The organism is Methylomonas aurea, assembly GCF_024505045.1.
GTDB lineage: Bacteria > Pseudomonadota > Gammaproteobacteria > Methylococcales > Methylomonadaceae > Methylomonas > Methylomonas aurea.
This window is the reverse complement of sequence record NZ_JANIBM010000001.1, coordinates 208,844-225,698: the sequence shown is the minus strand read 5'-3', so window position 1 is coordinate 225,698 and position 16,855 is coordinate 208,844. Positions and strand designations below refer to the sequence as shown.

Sequence of the window (16,855 nt, the reverse complement as noted above, 5' to 3'; positions counted from 1 at the left end):
GCTATTGTTCCAGCGTGACGAAAGCCAGCTTCGAGATGCCGGCGTGTTGCACGGTGGCCATCACTTCCGCCACTTTGCCGTAGTTGACGCCCTGGTCGGCGTAGATATGGATGATCAGTTCGGGGTTGGCGGCCAGTTCGCTTTTCAGCGTGGTGTCCAGCGCCGCCAGATCGGCCACCGGATTCTTGTTCAGCGTCACCGCGCCTTGGGCATCGATACCCAATTGCATCGGCTGTTTTTCGGTGTCCGGCGTGGTGGAGGCCGTTTTCGGCAGCGCCACATTCACGGACTGGGTTAGCAGAGGCGCGGTTACCAACAGGATGATGACCAGCACCAACATCACATCGACTAACGGCGTAACGTTTATTTCGCTGACCGCCTCGTCGTCGTCCGAATTCGTTTTAAATCCCATTTATCTACTCCTTGTTTTTACCGTTGTCGCCAAAGGCGATATGCAGAAAGCCGTCCACGAAATTTTCCAGCGACGCCCGATGGTGCTTGGCGCGCCTCAGGAAAAAATTGTAGGCCAAGACCGCCGGAACCGCTACCGCGATACCGATGGCGGTAGCGATCAAGGCGTCGCCGATCGGGCCGGCCACGACGTCCAGACTGGCGGAACCGCTGGCGCTGATGTCGTGCATCGCGTGCATGATGCCCAATACCGTACCGAATAAGCCGACGAACGGCGCCGTACTGCCGATGCTGGCGAGCATGGTCAGGCCGCTTTCCATCCGGCGCTGCTCGTCCTGGGTTTGTTTGCGCAGGGTCTGCTCCAGCAAATCCTGCGGCGAACCGCGAAACTTCAGGCTGGCGCAGGTTTCCGGGTGGCTCATTTCCGCCAACCAGGCGAAACCGCATTGGGCGATGCGAGCTTTCGGGCCGCGCGCGGTCTCGGCGGGCAGTTGCTCTGCGGCTTTCAAATCGACCGAGTCCCAAAAAGCGGCGTTGTACTTTTTGTTGTAGTAGTTATTTTTGGCGAATTGCCAAATTTTAAACAGAATCAGAGTCCAGGTTATCAGCGAAAACAACACCAGCGTATAAAGGGTGGCGTCGATAACAGCTTCTGGGGCTATATGGTAAGGCATTACTCTCTCCGAGTTTTATTATTCACGTAGTGTAAAAATGATTGGCACGATCACCGAACTGGCCACCGGCGTTTCACCGCGCTTGGCCGGAATAAATTTCCATTTTTTGACGGCCTCCACCGCCGATTCGTCCAGTATTTCATGGCCGCTACTCTGATCCACCGCGACCGCATCGCTCAGGCCCTCCGCGGAAACTTGGACCTTTAGCAGCACCTTACCCTGCCAGCCGCGGCTCTTCGCGATCATCGGATACTCCGGTTTCGGATTGTGCGCATAGTTGGCGCGGAAGTTGGCTTCGGTAAACTGTTCGGCGTGAGTCGGCACGCTGCTTGCGCTCGTGGCCGGGGCACTGGGCGCGCTCGGCGCAGTAACCGGAGCCGGCTGTGGTTCGGCCGGAGCTTCCACCGGCGCAAATTCCGGCGCCTTTTGCACAATCGGTGGCGGAGCTTTTTTCGGAACCGGTTTCGGTTGCGGTTTTTTCGGCGGTGGCTTCTTCTCTGGCGGTGGTGGGGCGGGCGGCGGCGGCGCGACACTGGGTTTCGGGGCCGACATCGCTATCATCGACACTTCCATGACCAGCGGTTGGGCTTCGGTTAGTTTTTCTTCGGGTTGCAACAGTTGCTGCAAGCCCCAGATATGCAACAACCCAACCAAAACCGCTAGCAGCCGTAGCATGCTGGCAGGCCGTTCTTCGCCGAACAGGCTCCGCCAAAACCAATGTTGACCGCGCTCCCTTGTTTGCCCCGCACCGCCGAAGGTTACCAAGTGATTTTCCGGCAAAGCATCTTCGTGGTTTTTAAATAAAAACATATAAGCTGTTCAATACAAAAATATGCGCGATTGGTTTTTAATCATACATTGTATGTTATTACTTCCCCTCCCGTCAGCCGCAACTCGGGCGGCAGACGAGGCCGAATATAGATTAAGACGTTTTAGCGCGTTAAATCCCCACTTCCATCCTTTGCCGTTGGCGGCAAAATCGCGATCTGTGGCATAATTTTCGCGCCCGTCCCCTATCTTTCCGATTTTTTCTATGTCCGCAAAACAATCCCAGACCAAGGAGCAAATCGCTGCGTTGGCGTTTAGCGCTATCGGCGTCGTGTTCGGCGACATCGGCACCAGCCCGTTGTATGCCGTAAAAGAGGTTTTTCACGGCGGGTTACCGACCGATACGGTTCACGTACTGGGCGTGTTGTCGCTGATTTTCTGGGCCATCACGCTGGTCGTGACGACCAAATACGCCATCTTCATCATGCGCGCCGACAACAAGGGCGAGGGCGGGATTATGGCGCTGATGGCGCTGGCCTTGCACGGCGCAAAAGACAACGCGGAGCGGAAACTGTTCATCATCACGATCGGTTTGCTCGGAGCGGCATTGTTTTACGGCGACAGCATGATAACGCCGGCCATTTCGGTGCTGAGTGCCGTCGAGGGTTTGCAGATCGTCGCGCCCAGGCTGGAGCATTTCGTTACGCCGATAACGATCCTGGTGCTGGCAGTGTTATTCATCATCCAGGCCAAAGGCACGGGTCGGGTCGGACGCATGTTTGCGCCGGTGATGTGCGTTTGGTTTACCGTCTTGGCTCTGCTCGGAGTCTTCAACATCTTCCAGCATCCGGATGTGCTGATGGCGATCAACCCTTATTACGCCGTGAATCTGCTGCTCGAAATCGGCTGGAAGGGCTTCGTGATCATGGGCGCGGTGGTGTTGGCGATTACCGGAGCCGAGGCGCTGTATGCCGACATGGGCCATTTCGGTTTGAAACCGATCCGCTACGCCTGGTTCGGCTTCGTATTCCCGGCGCTGTTGTTGAACTATCTGGGCCAGGGCGCCTTGTTGATCGGCAATCCGAAAGCGGTGGAAAATCCGTTCTTCCTGATGGCGCCGCAGTGGGCATCTTACCCGCTGCTGGTTTTGGCCACCCTGTCGACCGTAATCGCTTCGCAAGCCGTGATTTCCGGGGCTTTTTCTGTGACCCGCCAAGCCATCCTGCTGGGCTATTGCCCACGCATGAACATCCGCCATACTTCCGGCGACGAAATGGGCCAGGTGTTCGTGCCGACCATCAACTGGCTGTTGATGGTGTCGGTGTTCATTTTGGTACTGAGCTTTAAATCCTCGTCCGCACTCGCTTCCGCTTACGGCATCGCCGTAACCGGCACCATGATCGTCGACACGATATTGGCGTTCATCGTAATCCAGGGCTTGTGGCAATGGAACAAGCCCACCAGCATTCTGTTTCTATCGACGTTCCTGATCATCGACTTGCTGTTCCTCTCATCCAACAGCCTGAAAATTCCGCACGGCGGCTGGTTGCCGCTAGTGGTGGGCACCGTATTGTTTTTGGTGATGACCACCTGGATCAAAGGTAAACAACTGTTGGCTCGCTACTTGGACGAACGCCGGGTGCTGTTCGAAGACTTGGAGGAACGCTTGCGCGACAAACCGCTGGCTACCGTGCCCGGTACCGCGATTTATATGGCGCGTAGCGTTCATGGTGTGCCGCAGGTTTTGCTGCACAATCTGGAACATAACCACGTGATTCACGAGAAGGTGATTGTATTGACCATTGTCACCCGCGAGGAGCCCTACGTGGAGGAAGCGCAACGGGTCAAAATCCGTTCGTTTGGCGACAGCGGCAACTTTTACCGGGTCAAATTGTATTTCGGCTTTCAGGAGGAACAGGACGTCCGCCGTGCGCTGCAGCTTTGTTGCCATGAAGGCCTGGATATCAACCAGAAAACCGTATCGTTTTTTATCGGTAGCGAGCGGCTGTCATTCCGGCGCAAAAGTCCGATGCCGAAATGGCGACGCTCGCTGTTCAGTTTCCTGACTCACAATTCCAGCAGCGCGATCGAATACTTCAAAATCCCGGTCGACCGGGTCATCGAACTGGGTATTCGGATCGAGTTGTAGCCTTAGCTGCGGATTATTGATCGCGACGTCCGCGCCATCCGCCCGACCGACGACCGTCGCCATCACCGCCGCGCTCGCGCCAATCCCTGCGGCCGCCGGCTTCGGCCGGTTCCGGCCGCGCCATCAAAGAATATCCTCGCCACGCAGACCGATCTGACTGGTGATCGTCCCGATCATGATCCGGTGCGCGGCCACGCCAATCGCCGCGACGGTCGTCGTGGCGGTCGAAGTTCGGCCTACGCCAGTCGTGGTGGTCATGGTGATCGTGAATCCGGCCTTGCGGCAAGTAGTAGCGGCCGTAAGTGATGCTGGTGCCGGGGCTGTAATAGCTACTGCTGCCGTAACTGCGCGAATAGGCCGGCGACGAATAATAGCCGTTGCCGTAACCCGAATAGCCACGTTGGTAGTAGCCCGTCGCACAACCCGACAGGATGATGGCGACGGTCGAAAAAACGGCGACTTTCAAGGTTTTCATGGCTGCCTCTTGGCTTTGTGGCCCTCTTGGATTAAGTTGGCTACAGCATATCGAGGCAGACTTAATCGGCGCTTAAACTCCGGGCTGCACCAAAAAATCGGCCGGTTCGGCAATCACCGGATTGCTCAGCGTGCCAATCCCCTCGATTTCGATGCGCACGGTTTGACCCGGCTGCAAATAACCGCGCGGTTTCATCTTCACGCCGACGCCGGCCGGGGTGCCGGTGCTGATCACATCGCCCGGCTCCAAGGTCATGACCTGGCTTAGATAGGCGATCAATTCGTAACAATTGAAAATCATCTCGCCGGTATTGGCGTTTTGGCGCAATTCGCCATCCACCCAGGTTTTCAGTGTCAGATTATGCGGGTCGGCGATTTCGTCGGCGGTAATCAGCCAGGGACCCAGCGGGCCGTGGGTGTCGAAGGATTTACCCAGGGTCCAGGTCGGCGTCCGCGCCTGCCAGTCGCGCGCCGTCACATCGTTGCAGATCGTATATCCGGCAATCACGGAGCGGGCATTCTCGACGCTGACGTTTTTACAACGCTGGCCGATGACGATGGCCAACTCGCCTTCGTAATCGACTTTATCCGAGATTGGCGGGATATGGATCGCCGCGCCGGGCCCGATGACGCAGGTGCTTTGTTTGGTGAAAAACGTCGGGTATTCCGGTTTTTCCAAGCCGGTTTCGCCGATGTGGTCAGCATAATTCAAACCTACGCCCAGCAATTTGCCCGGGCGCGGGATCGGCGCCAACAGCGTCACATCCGTCAGCGCGATGCGCGGCGCATCGGCATCGATCAAGGCTTGCAACGCCTGCCGTGCCGAGTCGCCCGCCGCCAAAAACGCCGGCATGTCGTTCGGCGCCTCCGCGCCGGCGGCCACCACCGCATCGCCCACCACCGCGCCGATTTTGCGCACGCCGTTGTCCAGAAAAGTCGCCAATTTCATATAGTCCGCTCAGTTCCAAAAAGCGGGCATTCTAGCCGATCGGCCGCAAATTGGCGGCAAGCGGGCGTTGGCGTTCGCCGCTCGGCGCGTTGTGGGGTACAATCGCCGCTTGATTGTTCGCGGCCCGGCCGCCCCATTTTGAGTTCCACCGATGACACCCGCCCAATTTGCCGACTACGCCCAACAAGGCTATAACCGCATCCCGGTCTGGCGCGAAGTTTTAGCCGACCTGGACACGCCGCTCAGCGCTTATCTCAAGCTGGCCGACGGCGCGTATTCTTATCTGTTCGAATCGGTACACGGCGGCGAACAATGGGGGCGCTATTCGATCATCGGTCTGCCCTGTCATACCCGGATCAAAATCAGCGGTCATAACATAACCGTCGAAAACGACGGTGCCGAGACCCAGGTGTTCCAGCACCAGCAACCGTTGCAGTGGATAGAAGAATTCCGCCAGCAATACAAGGTGCCGGATGTGCCCGGCTTGCCGCGCTTCAACGGCGGCCTGGTCGGTTATTTCGGCTACGAAACCATCGGTTACATCGAGCCGCGCCTGCAACCCAGCGGCAAACCCGATCCGATTGGCGCGCCGGATATCCTGTTGATGGTGTCGCAGGATTTGCTGGTGTTCGACAACCTGTCCGGCAAGATGCTGCTGCTGACCCATGCCGATCCGGCCCAGGACAATGCCCATCACAACGCCAAGGCCCGGTTGGATCGGCTGGTGGAAAAATTGCGCAAGCCGCACGCCCACCCGCAACCGCATGGCGCCGGTAAACAGGTACAGGAAGCCGATTTCGTGTCCGGTTTTACCCAGCAGGGCTTCGAAGACGCGGTACTGAAAGTCAAACAATACATCACCGACGGCGACTGCATGCAGGTGGTGTTGTCGCAGCGCATGTCGATTCCGTTTAATGCCGCGCCGCTGGATTTGTATCGGGCACTGCGTTGCCTGAACCCGTCGCCGTACATGTTTTTCATGAACCTGGGCGATTTGCACGTGGTCGGCTCGTCGCCGGAGATTCTGGTACGGCTGGAAGACAACGAAGTCACGGTCAGGCCGATCGCTGGCACCCGCCGCCGCGGCGAAACCCACGAGCAGGATCTGGAGCTGGAAAAAGAACTGCTGGCCGATCCGAAAGAAATTGCCGAACACTTGATGCTGATCGACCTGGGCCGCAACGATACCGGCCGCGTCGCCAAAATCGGCAGCGTCAAACTCACCGACAAGATGATCGTCGAGCGCTACTCGCACGTGATGCACATCGTTTCCAACGTCACCGGCGAATTGCAGGACGGCAAGAACGCGTTCGACGTGTTGGCGGCGACCTTTCCGGCCGGCACCGTCAGCGGCGCGCCGAAAATCAGGGCGATGGAAATCATCGACGAACTGGAGCCGGTCAAGCGCGGCATCTATTCCGGCGCGGTCGGTTACATTTCCTGGTCCGGCAATCTCGATACCGCGATCGCGATCCGTACCGCCGTGATCAAGGACCAAACTTTACACATTCAAGCCGGCGCCGGCATCGTCTACGATTCGATCCCGCGCAACGAATGGGATGAAACAATGAACAAGGGACGCGCGGTATTCCGTGCCGTCAGCATGGCCGAAGCCGGCCTCGGAGGCAAAGCATGAGCGGCGTCAGATTGGTGATGGTCGACAACTACGATTCGTTCACCTACAACCTGGTGCAATATTTCGGCGAACTCGGCGCCGACGTGGTGGTGGTGCGCAACGACGAAGTCACGGTGGAGGACATTGAGGGTTTGCGTCCGGACAAGATCGTCATTTCCCCCGGCCCTTGCACGCCCAAGGAAGCCGGCATTTCCGTGGACACCATCCACCGCTACGCCGGCAAATACCCGATTCTGGGCGTCTGCCTCGGCCACCAAAGCATAGGCTACGCTTTCGGCGGCAACATCATCCACGCCAAGCAGATCATGCACGGCAAGGTGTCGCCGGTTTACCACAACGATGTCGGCGTATTCAAAGGCCTGAGCAATCCGTTCACCGCGACCCGCTACCATTCGCTGGTCATCGAACAGGCGACCATTCCCGATTGCCTGGAAATCACCGCCTGGACTCAGGACGCAGCCGGCAACATCGACGAAATCATGGGGGTGCGCCATAAAACCCTGGACATCGAGGGCGTGCAGTTCCACCCCGAATCGATCCTGACCGAGCACGGCCACGACATGCTCAGGAATTTTCTGCAGCGCTGAAGAACCTCGCCGCGGCCGTTTTATCCGGCCGCGGCCACCGCAAACGCAGTCTTATCGACGACTCTTCTCAGTACAAAGCTGGAATGCACGCCGCTGACGCCGGGAATGCCGGTGATGCGTTTTAGCAGCAACTCCTGGTAAGCGTCCAGATCCTTGACCGCGACCTTGAGCTGGTAATCGGCGGCCTGGCCGGTAATCAACAGACACTCCATCACCTCCGGGATCTCGGCGACGGCTGCCTCGAAAGCGGCAAAGCGCTCCGGCGTGTGCCGATCCATCGAAATCTGCACCAACGCGGTCAGACTCAAACCCAAAGCCTTGGCATCCAATAGCGCCCGGTAGCCGACGATCAGGCCGGCTTCCTCCAGCACCCGTACCCGGCGCAGACAAGGCGACGGCGACAGGCCGATGCGGTCGGCCAGTTCCTGATTGCTGATCCGGCCGTCGGCTTGCAGCACGGTCAAAATTTGCCGATCGTAGCGGTCAAGTTCCATAAATTGCCTATATCGCATTGATCAAGGCAATAAATTTAATTAAAAAGACATTTTTTGGCAATATTAATTTAATTCTACCGCCAATCTTCGCTATAAACGCAATCGCCTGTCTGCCGGTTCGGCGTATCGTATCGCCAACTCGAATACAGGAGACCGACCATGCTAGCCAACCCTTCCGTGAAATACCGGCCGTTTCCGCCGCTGGCGTTGCCGGATCGGCAGTGGCCGAACCGGGCCATAGCTCACGCCCCGATCTGGATGAGCACCGATTTGCGCGACGGCAACCAGGCCTTGTTCGAGCCGATGAACGCGGCACGTAAACTCAGCTTGTTCGAAACCTTGTGCGGCATCGGCTTCAAGCAAATCGAAGTGGCGTTTCCGTCCGCCTCGCAAACCGATTTCGACTTCGTCCGCCAATTGATCAGCGAACAGCGGGTTCCCGACGACGTGACGATAGAAGTGCTGAGCCATGCCCGCGCCCCGTTGTTACGCCGCACTGTAGAAAGCTTGCGCGGCGCCCGCAGCGCGATCGTGCATATCGTCAACGCCACCTCGCAACCGTTCCGCGAGCTGGTGCTGGGCATGAGCAAGGCCCAAGTGCTGGCGATGGCGGTCGACGCGGTGCGCTTGGTCAAGGAATTGACCGCCGTGCAACCCGCTACCGACTGGCAGTTGCAATACAGCCTGGAAACCTTCACCGCCACCGAACTGGATTACGCGCTGGAAGTGGCCGACGCCGTTGTCGAAGCCTGGGGCGCGACGCCGGAAAACAAGCTCATTTTGAACCTGCCGTCGTCGGTGGAACACGCGACGCCGAACGTCTACGCCGACCAGATCGAATGGATGCATCGCCGCATCGCCCGCCGCGACAGCGTGGTGTTGAGCGTGCATCCGCACAACGACCGCGGCACTGCGGTGGCTGCCGCCGAACTGGCGTTGATGGCCGGCGCCGAGCGGGTCGAAGGCTGTTTGTTCGGCAACGGCGAACGCACCGGCAACGTCGATCTGGTCACGTTGGCCTTGAATTTGTACACCCAGGGCATCGCGCCGGGTCTGGATTTTTCCGACATCGACGCGGTCGCGCGCAGTTTCGAAGCCTGCACCGGCTTGAGCGTACCGCCGCGCCAGCCTTATGCCGGCGATTTGGTGTTCACCGCATTCTCCGGCTCGCACCAGGATGCGATCAAGAAAGGCTTTGCCGCGCAAACTGCGGGCGGCTTGTGGAACGTGCCTTATCTGCCGTTCGATCCGGCCGATGTCGGCCGCGGTTACGATGCGGTGATCCGGGTCAACAGTCAATCCGGCAAGGGCGGCATCGCCCATTTGTTGGAAAGCCATTACGGCATCGTCCTGCCGCGCCGCTTGCAGGTCGAATTCGCTCAAGTGGTGCAGCAACAGGCCGACGCCGGCGGCGGCGAGATCGGCCATGCGCAAATCTGGCGCTTGTTCAACGCGACTTATTTGACGGATGCTGGGCCGCTCCGTTACCTTGGCCACCGTTTAGCCGAAATCGATGGTAACCAACGGATCGAATTGGAACTGCAATGGCACGGCGCAACGCGCTGTGTGGCCGGCGACGGCAATGGTCCGCTGGATGCGGCGGTCGCCGCGTTGGCGGTGCTGGATTATGCTGTGACCATCCGCAATTACGAAGAACGCTCGCTCGGTCCCAGCCGCCACGGCGGCGATGCCCGCGCCTGCGCCTTCGTCGAATTGGCCGGGCCGGATGGCCAGCCGCCGCGTTACGGCGTCGGCATCGACGATAATTTGCTGACGGCGTCGATCAAGGCGCTGATCAGCGGCGTCAATCGCTCGGCCGAATAGTTTGCCAGGCCGGATGGCGTTCGATTGCGGCCAGGGCCTCGGCCAGTAGGCTAATGCCCGGCTCGGTGCGGTGCCAAGTCGAGGCGCCGGACGGGTGCGGCAGCGGGATCAGGTCGGCAGCGTGGCCGTAGACATCGATCCGAAATTGCTTGCCGATCACCTCGCTGAGTTTGTCGGCCTTCAGCCATTGCTGGATCGCCAGCTTGCCGACCGGGATGATCAGTTGCGGTTGCAATATCTCGATTTCGGCGCGCAGCCACGCCGAGCAGTTTTCGATTTCGGCAGGGTTCGGCACCCGGTCGCCGCCGCCGGCCTGCTTGCCGGGGAAACAGCGGCACACCGCCGCCATGTACACCCGTTGCCGAAATGGTTCTTCGTTTAGACCCAATCGGGCGAACCAGCCGAACAGTGTCTTGCCGGCCGTCCAGGCGAACGGCTTGCCGAATTGGCCTTCCTTGCCGCCCGGCGCCTGGCCGATTAGCAGCACCTGCGACCTGACCGGCTGGCCGCACACCACCGGACCGACCATGTCCGGACAACGCCGGCAGGCCAGCAAGGCGGCCCGATGCTGGTGCAGCGTGCTCAAGCGATTTGAATGTCGATGCCGACCGGACAGTGGTCCGAGCCGGTAATCTCCGGCAGGATGAAGGCGCTTTGGATGCTGGGGACCAAACTTTCGCTGGCCAGCAGATAATCGATCCGCCAGCCGATGTTTTTCTCGCGGGCGTTGGCGCGGAAACTCCACCAACTGTAAGCCACTTGGTCAGGGTGGAAATGGCGGAAGCTATCAACCAAACCGCGCGCCAAGATGCCGCTAAAGCCGTCGATCTCCACCTGAGTGTAGCCGGCCGATTTATTGTAATTGGCCTTGGGCCGGGCGATGTCGATGGCTTGATGGGCGACGTTGAAATCGCCGCCGACGATCACCGGTTTGCGGCTTTGCAGATCGGCCAGATAATCGCCGAAGGCCTGGTCCCAGGTCTGCCGGTAATCCAGCCGGGACAGGCCGTCGCCGGAATTCGGCACATACACGTTCACCAAGTAAAACCCTTCGTATTCGGCGGCGATCACCCGGCCTTCCAGATCGTGGTCGGTTTGGCCGATGTCGCGCAGAATTTGCAACGGCTCCTGCCGGCACAGCAGCGCGACGCCGGAATAACCCTTGCGCTCGGCCGAGTTGGCGTGGACATGGTAACCGTCGATGCCGTTCAGCGCCTGCGCCACCTGGTCTTCCTGAGCCTTGGTTTCTTGCAACAATACGCAGTCGGCGTCGATTCGAGCCAGGGTTTCGGCAAAACCTTTGCCTTGTACGGCGCGGATGCCGTTGACGTTCCAGGAGACGATTTTCATTGCGGTAGTCGGGATGCGGTTGAAGACCGGGCTATTCTAAGCGTTGCCGGTCGCAACGGCATAGTGCGGCCGGCCGGAGGTTGGCGTCACTTAGTCGTGCCGATATTGATTCTTTGGAAATATTTACCCAAATCGATCCGGATCGGCATGAAATAGACGTGCAAACCGGTCTCGGCGGCCGTCGCGATCAGATTGTTGGCGAACTCGACGTTCCAGTCGTAATCCGGACGGAAATTTTTCGGAAATTTGACCCGATTTTTCACTTCCCAATAATTCTGCGAGGCCTGAGTCGTGATCGGACTGATGCCGATATAGGTTTCCAGCCCATGCATATGCTCGGCATAAATCTCGACCATGCGCGGATCGTAAAACGGTTGCGAGAAAAAACCGGTGGCGCCGGCATCGGCCTTGCGCCAGATATAGTCGCACTCGTCCTGCAAACCCTGGCGATGCGGATCGAAACCGGCGTAAATATTTAGCTCTGGAAAGCGGCGGCGCACGGCCCGGATCAAATCGACCACGTCGGTATTGTAGAAAGCCCGTTTCAAGCCCTCCGGCGGATCGCCGGTTACCAGCAACACGCTGTCCAGGCCGTAGTCTTCGATGATGCGGAACAATTCGCCGCCGTCGATTTTGAAGTCAATGGCCCGAAAATGCGGGATGAAGCGGAAACGGCTGCGATCGACCCGGCTTGCCAATTGCCAACTGCGGGTATCGAAGCGCTGGATGTCCGGCACGTTGATGATGTTGATGCCGCTATTCAGGGTTTGCACAAAGGCGTATTGTTCGTCAAAAGCTTCCAGGCTTCGGGGGACGATTTCGAAAGAAATGTTCATGCAACTCGTAGGAATGATTGGTCTGTTTATCCGAAGCTCAACCGGCGCTTCGCTGTTCCGAGATTTCCGTCTGGTGCGAAACGGCGTCCTGTTTTGCGGCCATCAGGCCCGAGAACAGCGGCAGATAGGCGTTCGCGGAATGGTTAACCGCATCGACCATCTTCAAATACTGCTCCAGAACCCGTTCACCCATCGGCGTCAATACCGTGCCGCCGCCGTGGCGGCCGCCTTTGGCGGCATGCACCAACGGTTCGGCAAAACTGCGGTTCATCACGTCCACCAACAGCCAGGCCCGGCGGTAGCTCATATTCATGGTCTTGCCGGCCGCCATGATCGAACCGGTTTTTTGAATGGCCGCCAGCAATTCCGCCTTGCCCGGCCCCATCGCGATTTCCTGGTTGTGCAACAGGCGCAGCGTGATCTTTAACTGCGGCAGTAGGCTATCGGCGTCGGTCTTGGTAGGATTCATAGCTTGGCAACGGACGAAAACGACTAAGGGTTGGCATGATACATCGCCAACCGCTTTAATTCTAAATTCTATCTGCCGCAAGGCAGTATTCGGCCATCCCGACCCATAAGTACCTATTGATTCGACGCGTCGTTGTCCGAGGGGCGACGGTGTTCTGGCGGCGGAACGCGGGACAGTCCGGTTTGCTTCAGTCAAAACCGCATTACCGGCCGCGCAAAGCCCCGATTCCGGCCGATGCAGCGTCGCCGGGGCCAAATTCGGTAAACAGGGCTCCAGTTAAGCTCTCGCTGGATCCGGCGGCTCAAGGTTCCAGGGCGGGATTGATTGCACCGACGGCCTGTTCGACGATCAAGTCCAACGCCGGTTTGAGGTTGCGTTGCGCCAGGCGCAAGGCCAAGGATTGGGCCACGGCGGCCAAGCTGGCATTGGCGACGGAGCGGCGTAGGGTTTGTACGATATCGGCAGCGCTCGCTTGCATATCGATCCGAACCGCAATGCCCAATTCCGCGAGTTGGTCGGTGACCAGGGCTTGTTCGACATAGAGCGGCAGCAATAGCTGCGGCCGTCCCGCCGCTAGCGCCGCATCGGCTACGTCGATGTCACCGCCATGCAGCACCAGGCTGCAGCGGTTTAGCTCGTCGACCAAATCGCAGGGGCCGCCGCTAACCGTAACCGCCGTCCCCGCTGCCGCTGCCGCCAGGATCGGTGCCGCATTGGGAACGTGAATCCGGCACGGCACCCCCGCCGCCGCCAAACATTGCAGGATACGCTCCAAATCGGGATGGTCCGGCGCCAGCCGGGCAAAGATCGCCGCCTGTGCGGGCAGCGCCGCCGGCCGGCCGCCTGGCAACGGTCCGGCCACGGCATTTCGCCGGTAGCGGGAATAGATATCCAGTTCTCGATGGCAACAGACGATATCGGCCCGGACCGCAAACGCCGCGGCGATCGAAGCCGGCCGGCCGCCGCTGCGCGAATCGAGCGCTTCGGCTAGCGCGGCCAATAATTCGGCGGGGTCGACCATCGGTTCCAAATCGTCTCGAAACGGCGGCAAGTCGGCGCAATCGAGCGGCGGCAGCGTATAGCCGCTACCCAGGCATACGACCGGTAAACGCCCGCGCGCCGCCAATTGCGCCAGCGGGGCGAAATCGGCGACGACCAAGTCCGGAGCGCAGGCGGCCAAACGCCGGTCCGCCGCGTTCAGCATTCGGGTTAAATTGAGCGGCGACGCGAATCCGACGCTGGCCAGCAAATCGATATAGCATGCAGCCCGTTCGGCACTGAACGGGGCGACGCTGTTGAGCCGCGGCCAGGCTATGGTCGGGAAGAACCGCCGGTAATGGGCCGCCAACGGTTGCGGCAGTGCCAACCGGCAATGGAATCCGGCATCGGCCAAATGGCGCGCGATCAGACAGAGGCGTTCGGCGTACTCAACGCCGCCGCCCATTTCGTTGACCAACAGCGCGCGCGGGCGAGTCACGTCGGCGCCGCAACCGGTTTAACTATTATTTAACGATTGTGGCGGTCGATACCACATAAGGCTGGCCGCGGCGCATGTTTTTGATTTGCTGCACCAAGGCATTGGCATCGTCGGGAATCAGCGAATCCGGGTCGGACCGGCGATCGCGGCCGATCAATGTGGTCGGCTTGCCGAAATAGAGGCGGATGCCGGCCTGGCCCATGCCGTAGTCTTGGCTGCCATAACCGCCTTCGGCAAATAGCGACAGGCCGGACAGCACTTCCAGGTTCGGCCGATATTCCACGCCGCCGCGGATCAGATTCTGCCCGCCGAAATGGTCGGCCGTGGCGTGCACGGCCAAATCGTCGGTGGCGTAATACTTCAATTTGAGTTGGCCGTAGCCGTCGCTGTGAACCGTGCCGTCCTGATAGCCGCCGCGCCCGCTCAAGGTGAAGCGAGACAAATACCACTCGCCTTCCAATCCGGCCCGATGCATGAACGCATCCGCCACGACCGCGGTATTGTTATTGTGTAAAAAGCCGAAATCGAAATCGTTCCAGCGTTGGTAGCCGTAGGTCAAGCCCAGCAAGCCCACGCTGGGGTCGCGCCAGAACAAATGGGCGCCGGTGCCCCAATAGGCGTTGCTGTCGATAGAGCCGGCACCGGCGTCGAGTTGCAGGCCAAAGGAGTGGCCTAGCGGCGCGGTAACGCTACCGAAACCGATACCGCTGCCTTTGCCGTCGAAACTGCTGCCGTTGGCGCCCAATTTGCCGTTCAATTCGGAAACCGCCGGTTCGGCCGCGGCCGGATGGGCCATATTCAGAAAACCCAAGCCCAAAATCGCGGCTATCAGCGGTTTCAGGCGGTAGCGGAATCCGGCATAGCGACCGCTAGGCGTAGATAGCGCTTGCCGGCAGGATATGCGGTCCACGGCCAGCGCACCGACACCAGGGGCGGCCGGCCGAACCTGCGGCAGCTGGACGAACTCCACTTCAAGGCGGCCGGCTTCTGCAGCCAGCAGCGCCTGGAACCGGTTGCACCAATCTGCGCCTTCCGTATCGGTCAGGTAGAAAGTGCGCTGCTTGGGCTGGAAACTGATCCGGCCTGCCCACCCTTCCAGCCGCAACATATTCGCGGCCGCCACCGCCGCTTCGGCCCGGCGCAGAGCCAGGGTCGGATCGAAAATCCATTCGCCGCCCTGGCCGAGCAAGTGCTCCAGGCTCTGCCCGCGCTCGGCGGAGGACACATCGACGACGTCCAGCCCGGCAAATGCGTCTGCGAACGCCAACTCGGCCACCGCCCGCAGCCGTGCCGCCGCATCGGCGCCGGCAACGCCGAACGCCAGGCGCGAGCCGGCGGCCGTTGCCTCGAGGCGGGCAAATAAAATGGGTGTGCTATAACGGTTGCAAAATTCTAGGATGGCTCGTCGCAACGTCTTGCTGATCATGGCTGTTCCTGGTTTGAGCGGGTTAGGGGAAGGCGGCCGGGAGGTTGTTGGACTGCCGGAGTTTTGAAACTATCTTATAGATTTTGAGAAATAGTAAAAGCTAGTGTAATTACTCAGCGCGCAGCACTACAGCTCGTCTCCCGCTGGAGAGCGCGTAAACCACCTGTGTTTTGGCGGATGCTGAATAGTTACAATCCTGTCAACCATAGCCGGAAAAGCCGCGTTAACTGTCGGATCGCCGAATTATGAAGTCTGCCGATACAGAACCCGGCCGCGGTAACGTCAACCGCGGCTGCGAACCAGCCACATTCGCATGCGGCCGTTGCGGCCAATTTTTTGCCTGGGAAGACCGGCTGATGTTGGCGGATTTGGCCGTTTGCGACGCATGCTCGGACTCTTTTGGGTTGTGCGTCGATTGCAATGCCTGGACCCTGTTATCGGAGCTGGACGAAAACAGTTGCACGCCATGCCGGCGCGCGGCCTTGCCGATACACGCCTACGGCTACAAGCCGGAGCCGGTATTTTTCGGCACCGGCTCCAAGCTGTTCTTGGGATTGGAACTGGAACTGAACCTCGAGGACCGCAGTTGCGATCTGCCGGCCCTGGCTGGCGCTTGTTTGCAGATACTGCCTTATTGCTACGCCAAGAAAGACCGCAGCATCCGCTACGGATTCGAATTGGTCAGCCACCCGGCGACGCTAAACTACCACCGGGCGGCGTGGGTGCAGGCGCTGCCGGCCTGGAACCGGATCAGGCAAACCCACCGCTTTTGCTGTGCCGGCCAGACCGGTATGCACGTACATCTATCGAAGGCGTTTTTTAGCGCCGCCGAACTGGCCAGCCTGGTTTACTTCTGCAGCCAGCCGACCAATCGCCGGTTTTTGGCCACCATCGCCCAGCGTCCGCTCGGCCATTGGGCGCGTAGCGAAGCGGTCGGCATCAAACAGGCGTTGAGCGGGGAGTACGACCGCTACCGGGTGTTGAATTGCAATCCGGCGGCGACGGTCGAACTGCGCCTGTTCAACGGTTCCGACCGCTGGGAGGACATCTTGAAAAATCTGGAGTTCGCCGCCGGCATCGCTCATTGGATAAAACGGGCGGATCGCCGTACCGGCGCCGATTACCGTTATTTTCTGGAATGGCTGCTCGGCGATCCGCAGCCAAGCGCCGACTATGCCTGCCTGTCGGCATTCGTCAGCCAGCATCTCGATGCGCTATAACCAGGCCGGAATCGGGATTAGGCATTTCGGGGCGGCATCGGTCGCCGCTGCAGCGGCCGTTGCCGTTTAACAGAAACTCGGGTAAAACCCGTCGCAATTTTCGAACAGGGT

General features: G+C 59.4%; 17 protein-coding genes. 5 read left to right on the top strand and 12 right to left on the bottom strand.

Features of this window, described 5'->3' with window-relative positions; translation table 11 throughout:
- Window position 1 precedes the first annotated feature (1 nt).
- Genes NP603_RS01050 through NP603_RS01040 form a run of 3 tightly spaced genes read right to left on the bottom strand, consistent with a single transcriptional unit; the run spans window position 2 to window position 1,760 of the window.
- Complete coding sequence (locus NP603_RS01050; protein WP_256609062.1) at window positions 2-412, bottom strand: ExbD/TolR family protein; 411 nt, start codon at window positions 410-412, stop codon at window positions 2-4.
- Between the two features lie 4 nt (window positions 413-416).
- Complete coding sequence (locus NP603_RS01045; protein WP_256609061.1) at window positions 417-1,085, bottom strand: MotA/TolQ/ExbB proton channel family protein; 669 nt, start codon at window positions 1,083-1,085, stop codon at window positions 417-419.
- A gap of 18 nt (window positions 1,086-1,103) precedes the next feature.
- A complete protein-coding gene (locus NP603_RS01040; RefSeq protein ID WP_256609060.1) occupies window positions 1,104-1,760 on the bottom strand; it encodes an energy transducer TonB in 657 nt (218 codons plus the stop codon).
- 358 nt (window positions 1,761-2,118) lie between these two features.
- On the opposite strand from NP603_RS01040, the gene NP603_RS01035 reads away from it, so the two are divergent.
- The gene (locus NP603_RS01035; protein ID WP_256609059.1) at window positions 2,119-4,002 is read left to right on the top strand and encodes a potassium transporter Kup; all 1,884 of its coding nucleotides are present in this window, start codon (window positions 2,119-2,121) and stop codon (window positions 4,000-4,002) included.
- 13 nt (window positions 4,003-4,015) lie between these two features.
- On the opposite strand, the gene NP603_RS01030 is transcribed toward NP603_RS01035, so the two are convergent.
- The gene (locus tag NP603_RS01030; RefSeq protein WP_256609058.1) at window positions 4,016-4,477 is read right to left on the bottom strand and encodes a hypothetical protein; all 462 of its coding nucleotides are present in this window, start codon (window positions 4,475-4,477) and stop codon (window positions 4,016-4,018) included.
- Window positions 4,478-4,549: 72 nt separating this feature from the next.
- Window positions 4,550-5,425, bottom strand: a complete 876-nt coding sequence (locus tag NP603_RS01025; RefSeq protein WP_256609057.1) for a fumarylacetoacetate hydrolase family protein — start codon at window positions 5,423-5,425, stop codon at window positions 4,550-4,552.
- A gap of 151 nt (window positions 5,426-5,576) precedes the next feature.
- On the opposite strand from NP603_RS01025, the gene trpE reads away from it, so the two are divergent.
- Together trpE and NP603_RS01015 are read left to right on the top strand one after the other, a co-directional pair.
- A complete protein-coding gene (trpE, locus tag NP603_RS01020; RefSeq protein ID WP_256609056.1) occupies window positions 5,577-7,061 on the top strand; it encodes an anthranilate synthase component I in 1,485 nt (494 codons plus the stop codon).
- Window positions 7,058-7,648, top strand: coding sequence for an anthranilate synthase component II (locus NP603_RS01015; protein WP_256609055.1), 591 nt, complete (start codon window positions 7,058-7,060; stop codon window positions 7,646-7,648). Before trpE ends, NP603_RS01015 begins: the two co-directional genes overlap by 4 nt.
- A 20-nt stretch (window positions 7,649-7,668) precedes the next feature.
- On the opposite strand, the gene NP603_RS01010 is transcribed toward NP603_RS01015, so the two are convergent.
- Window positions 7,669-8,142: an Lrp/AsnC family transcriptional regulator gene (locus NP603_RS01010; protein ID WP_256609054.1), complete on the bottom strand. Its 474-nt coding sequence runs from the start codon at window positions 8,140-8,142 to the stop codon at window positions 7,669-7,671.
- A 159-nt stretch (window positions 8,143-8,301) separates the two neighbouring features.
- Between NP603_RS01010 and leuA the strand changes: the two genes are divergently transcribed.
- The gene (gene leuA, locus NP603_RS01005) at window positions 8,302-9,966 is read left to right on the top strand and encodes a 2-isopropylmalate synthase (protein ID WP_256609053.1); all 1,665 of its coding nucleotides are present in this window, start codon (window positions 8,302-8,304) and stop codon (window positions 9,964-9,966) included.
- On the opposite strand, the gene NP603_RS01000 is transcribed toward leuA, so the two are convergent.
- The 6 genes from NP603_RS01000 to NP603_RS00975 all read right to left on the bottom strand — a co-directional run bounded on the left by NP603_RS01000 (window position 9,947) and on the right by NP603_RS00975 (window position 15,524).
- Window positions 9,947-10,552, bottom strand: a complete 606-nt coding sequence (locus NP603_RS01000; protein ID WP_504137581.1) for a uracil-DNA glycosylase family protein — start codon at window positions 10,550-10,552, stop codon at window positions 9,947-9,949. The genes leuA and NP603_RS01000 overlap by 20 nt on opposite strands.
- On the bottom strand, window positions 10,549-11,316 hold the full coding sequence (locus NP603_RS00995; protein ID WP_256609052.1) for an exodeoxyribonuclease III: 768 nt from the start codon (window positions 11,314-11,316) through the stop codon (window positions 10,549-10,551). Before NP603_RS00995 ends, NP603_RS01000 begins: the two co-directional genes overlap by 4 nt.
- An 86-nt stretch (window positions 11,317-11,402) precedes the next feature.
- On the bottom strand, window positions 11,403-12,152 hold the full coding sequence (locus NP603_RS00990; protein ID WP_256609051.1) for a methylenetetrahydrofolate reductase: 750 nt from the start codon (window positions 12,150-12,152) through the stop codon (window positions 11,403-11,405).
- Window positions 12,153-12,189: 37 nt separating this feature from the next.
- Window positions 12,190-12,621, bottom strand: coding sequence for a winged helix-turn-helix domain-containing protein (locus tag NP603_RS00985; RefSeq protein WP_256609050.1), 432 nt, complete (start codon window positions 12,619-12,621; stop codon window positions 12,190-12,192).
- A gap of 301 nt (window positions 12,622-12,922) precedes the next feature.
- Complete coding sequence (locus NP603_RS00980) at window positions 12,923-14,098, bottom strand: glycosyltransferase (protein ID WP_256609049.1); 1,176 nt, start codon at window positions 14,096-14,098, stop codon at window positions 12,923-12,925.
- A gap of 25 nt (window positions 14,099-14,123) precedes the next feature.
- Window positions 14,124-15,524, bottom strand: a complete 1,401-nt coding sequence (locus NP603_RS00975; RefSeq protein ID WP_256609048.1) for a hypothetical protein — start codon at window positions 15,522-15,524, stop codon at window positions 14,124-14,126.
- Between the two features lie 245 nt (window positions 15,525-15,769).
- On the opposite strand from NP603_RS00975, the gene NP603_RS00970 reads away from it, so the two are divergent.
- On the top strand, window positions 15,770-16,744 hold the full coding sequence (locus NP603_RS00970; protein WP_256609047.1) for an amidoligase family protein: 975 nt from the start codon (window positions 15,770-15,772) through the stop codon (window positions 16,742-16,744).
- Window positions 16,745-16,855 lie beyond the last annotated feature (111 nt).

What these genes read in the sequence shown, in the direction of transcription:
- NP603_RS01035 (WP_256609059.1), top strand. Translation starts at nt 2,119, where the DNA reads ATGTCCGCAAAACAATCCCAGACCAAGGAGCAAATCGCTGCGTTGGCG.
- NP603_RS00995 (WP_256609052.1), bottom strand. Translation starts at nt 11,316, where the DNA reads ATGAAAATCGTCTCCTGGAACGTCAACGGCATCCGCGCCGTACAAGGC.
- NP603_RS00970 (WP_256609047.1), top strand. Translation starts at nt 15,770, where the DNA reads ATGAAGTCTGCCGATACAGAACCCGGCCGCGGTAACGTCAACCGCGGC.
- NP603_RS01015 (WP_256609055.1), top strand. Translation starts at nt 7,058, where the DNA reads ATGAGCGGCGTCAGATTGGTGATGGTCGACAACTACGATTCGTTCACC.
- NP603_RS01030 (WP_256609058.1), bottom strand. Translation starts at nt 4,477, where the DNA reads ATGAAAACCTTGAAAGTCGCCGTTTTTTCGACCGTCGCCATCATCCTG.
- NP603_RS01025 (WP_256609057.1), bottom strand. Translation starts at nt 5,425, where the DNA reads ATGAAATTGGCGACTTTTCTGGACAACGGCGTGCGCAAAATCGGCGCG.
- leuA (WP_256609053.1), top strand. Translation starts at nt 8,302, where the DNA reads ATGCTAGCCAACCCTTCCGTGAAATACCGGCCGTTTCCGCCGCTGGCG.
- trpE (WP_256609056.1), top strand. Translation starts at nt 5,577, where the DNA reads ATGACACCCGCCCAATTTGCCGACTACGCCCAACAAGGCTATAACCGC.
- NP603_RS00990 (WP_256609051.1), bottom strand. Translation starts at nt 12,152, where the DNA reads ATGAACATTTCTTTCGAAATCGTCCCCCGAAGCCTGGAAGCTTTTGAC.
- NP603_RS01045 (WP_256609061.1), bottom strand. Translation starts at nt 1,085, where the DNA reads ATGCCTTACCATATAGCCCCAGAAGCTGTTATCGACGCCACCCTTTAT.
- NP603_RS00985 (WP_256609050.1), bottom strand. Translation starts at nt 12,621, where the DNA reads ATGAATCCTACCAAGACCGACGCCGATAGCCTACTGCCGCAGTTAAAG.
- NP603_RS01040 (WP_256609060.1), bottom strand. Translation starts at nt 1,760, where the DNA reads ATGCTACGGCTGCTAGCGGTTTTGGTTGGGTTGTTGCATATCTGGGGC.
- NP603_RS00975 (WP_256609048.1), bottom strand. Translation starts at nt 15,524, where the DNA reads ATGATCAGCAAGACGTTGCGACGAGCCATCCTAGAATTTTGCAACCGT.
- NP603_RS01050 (WP_256609062.1), bottom strand. Translation starts at nt 412, where the DNA reads ATGGGATTTAAAACGAATTCGGACGACGACGAGGCGGTCAGCGAAATA.
- NP603_RS01010 (WP_256609054.1), bottom strand. Translation starts at nt 8,142, where the DNA reads ATGGAACTTGACCGCTACGATCGGCAAATTTTGACCGTGCTGCAAGCC.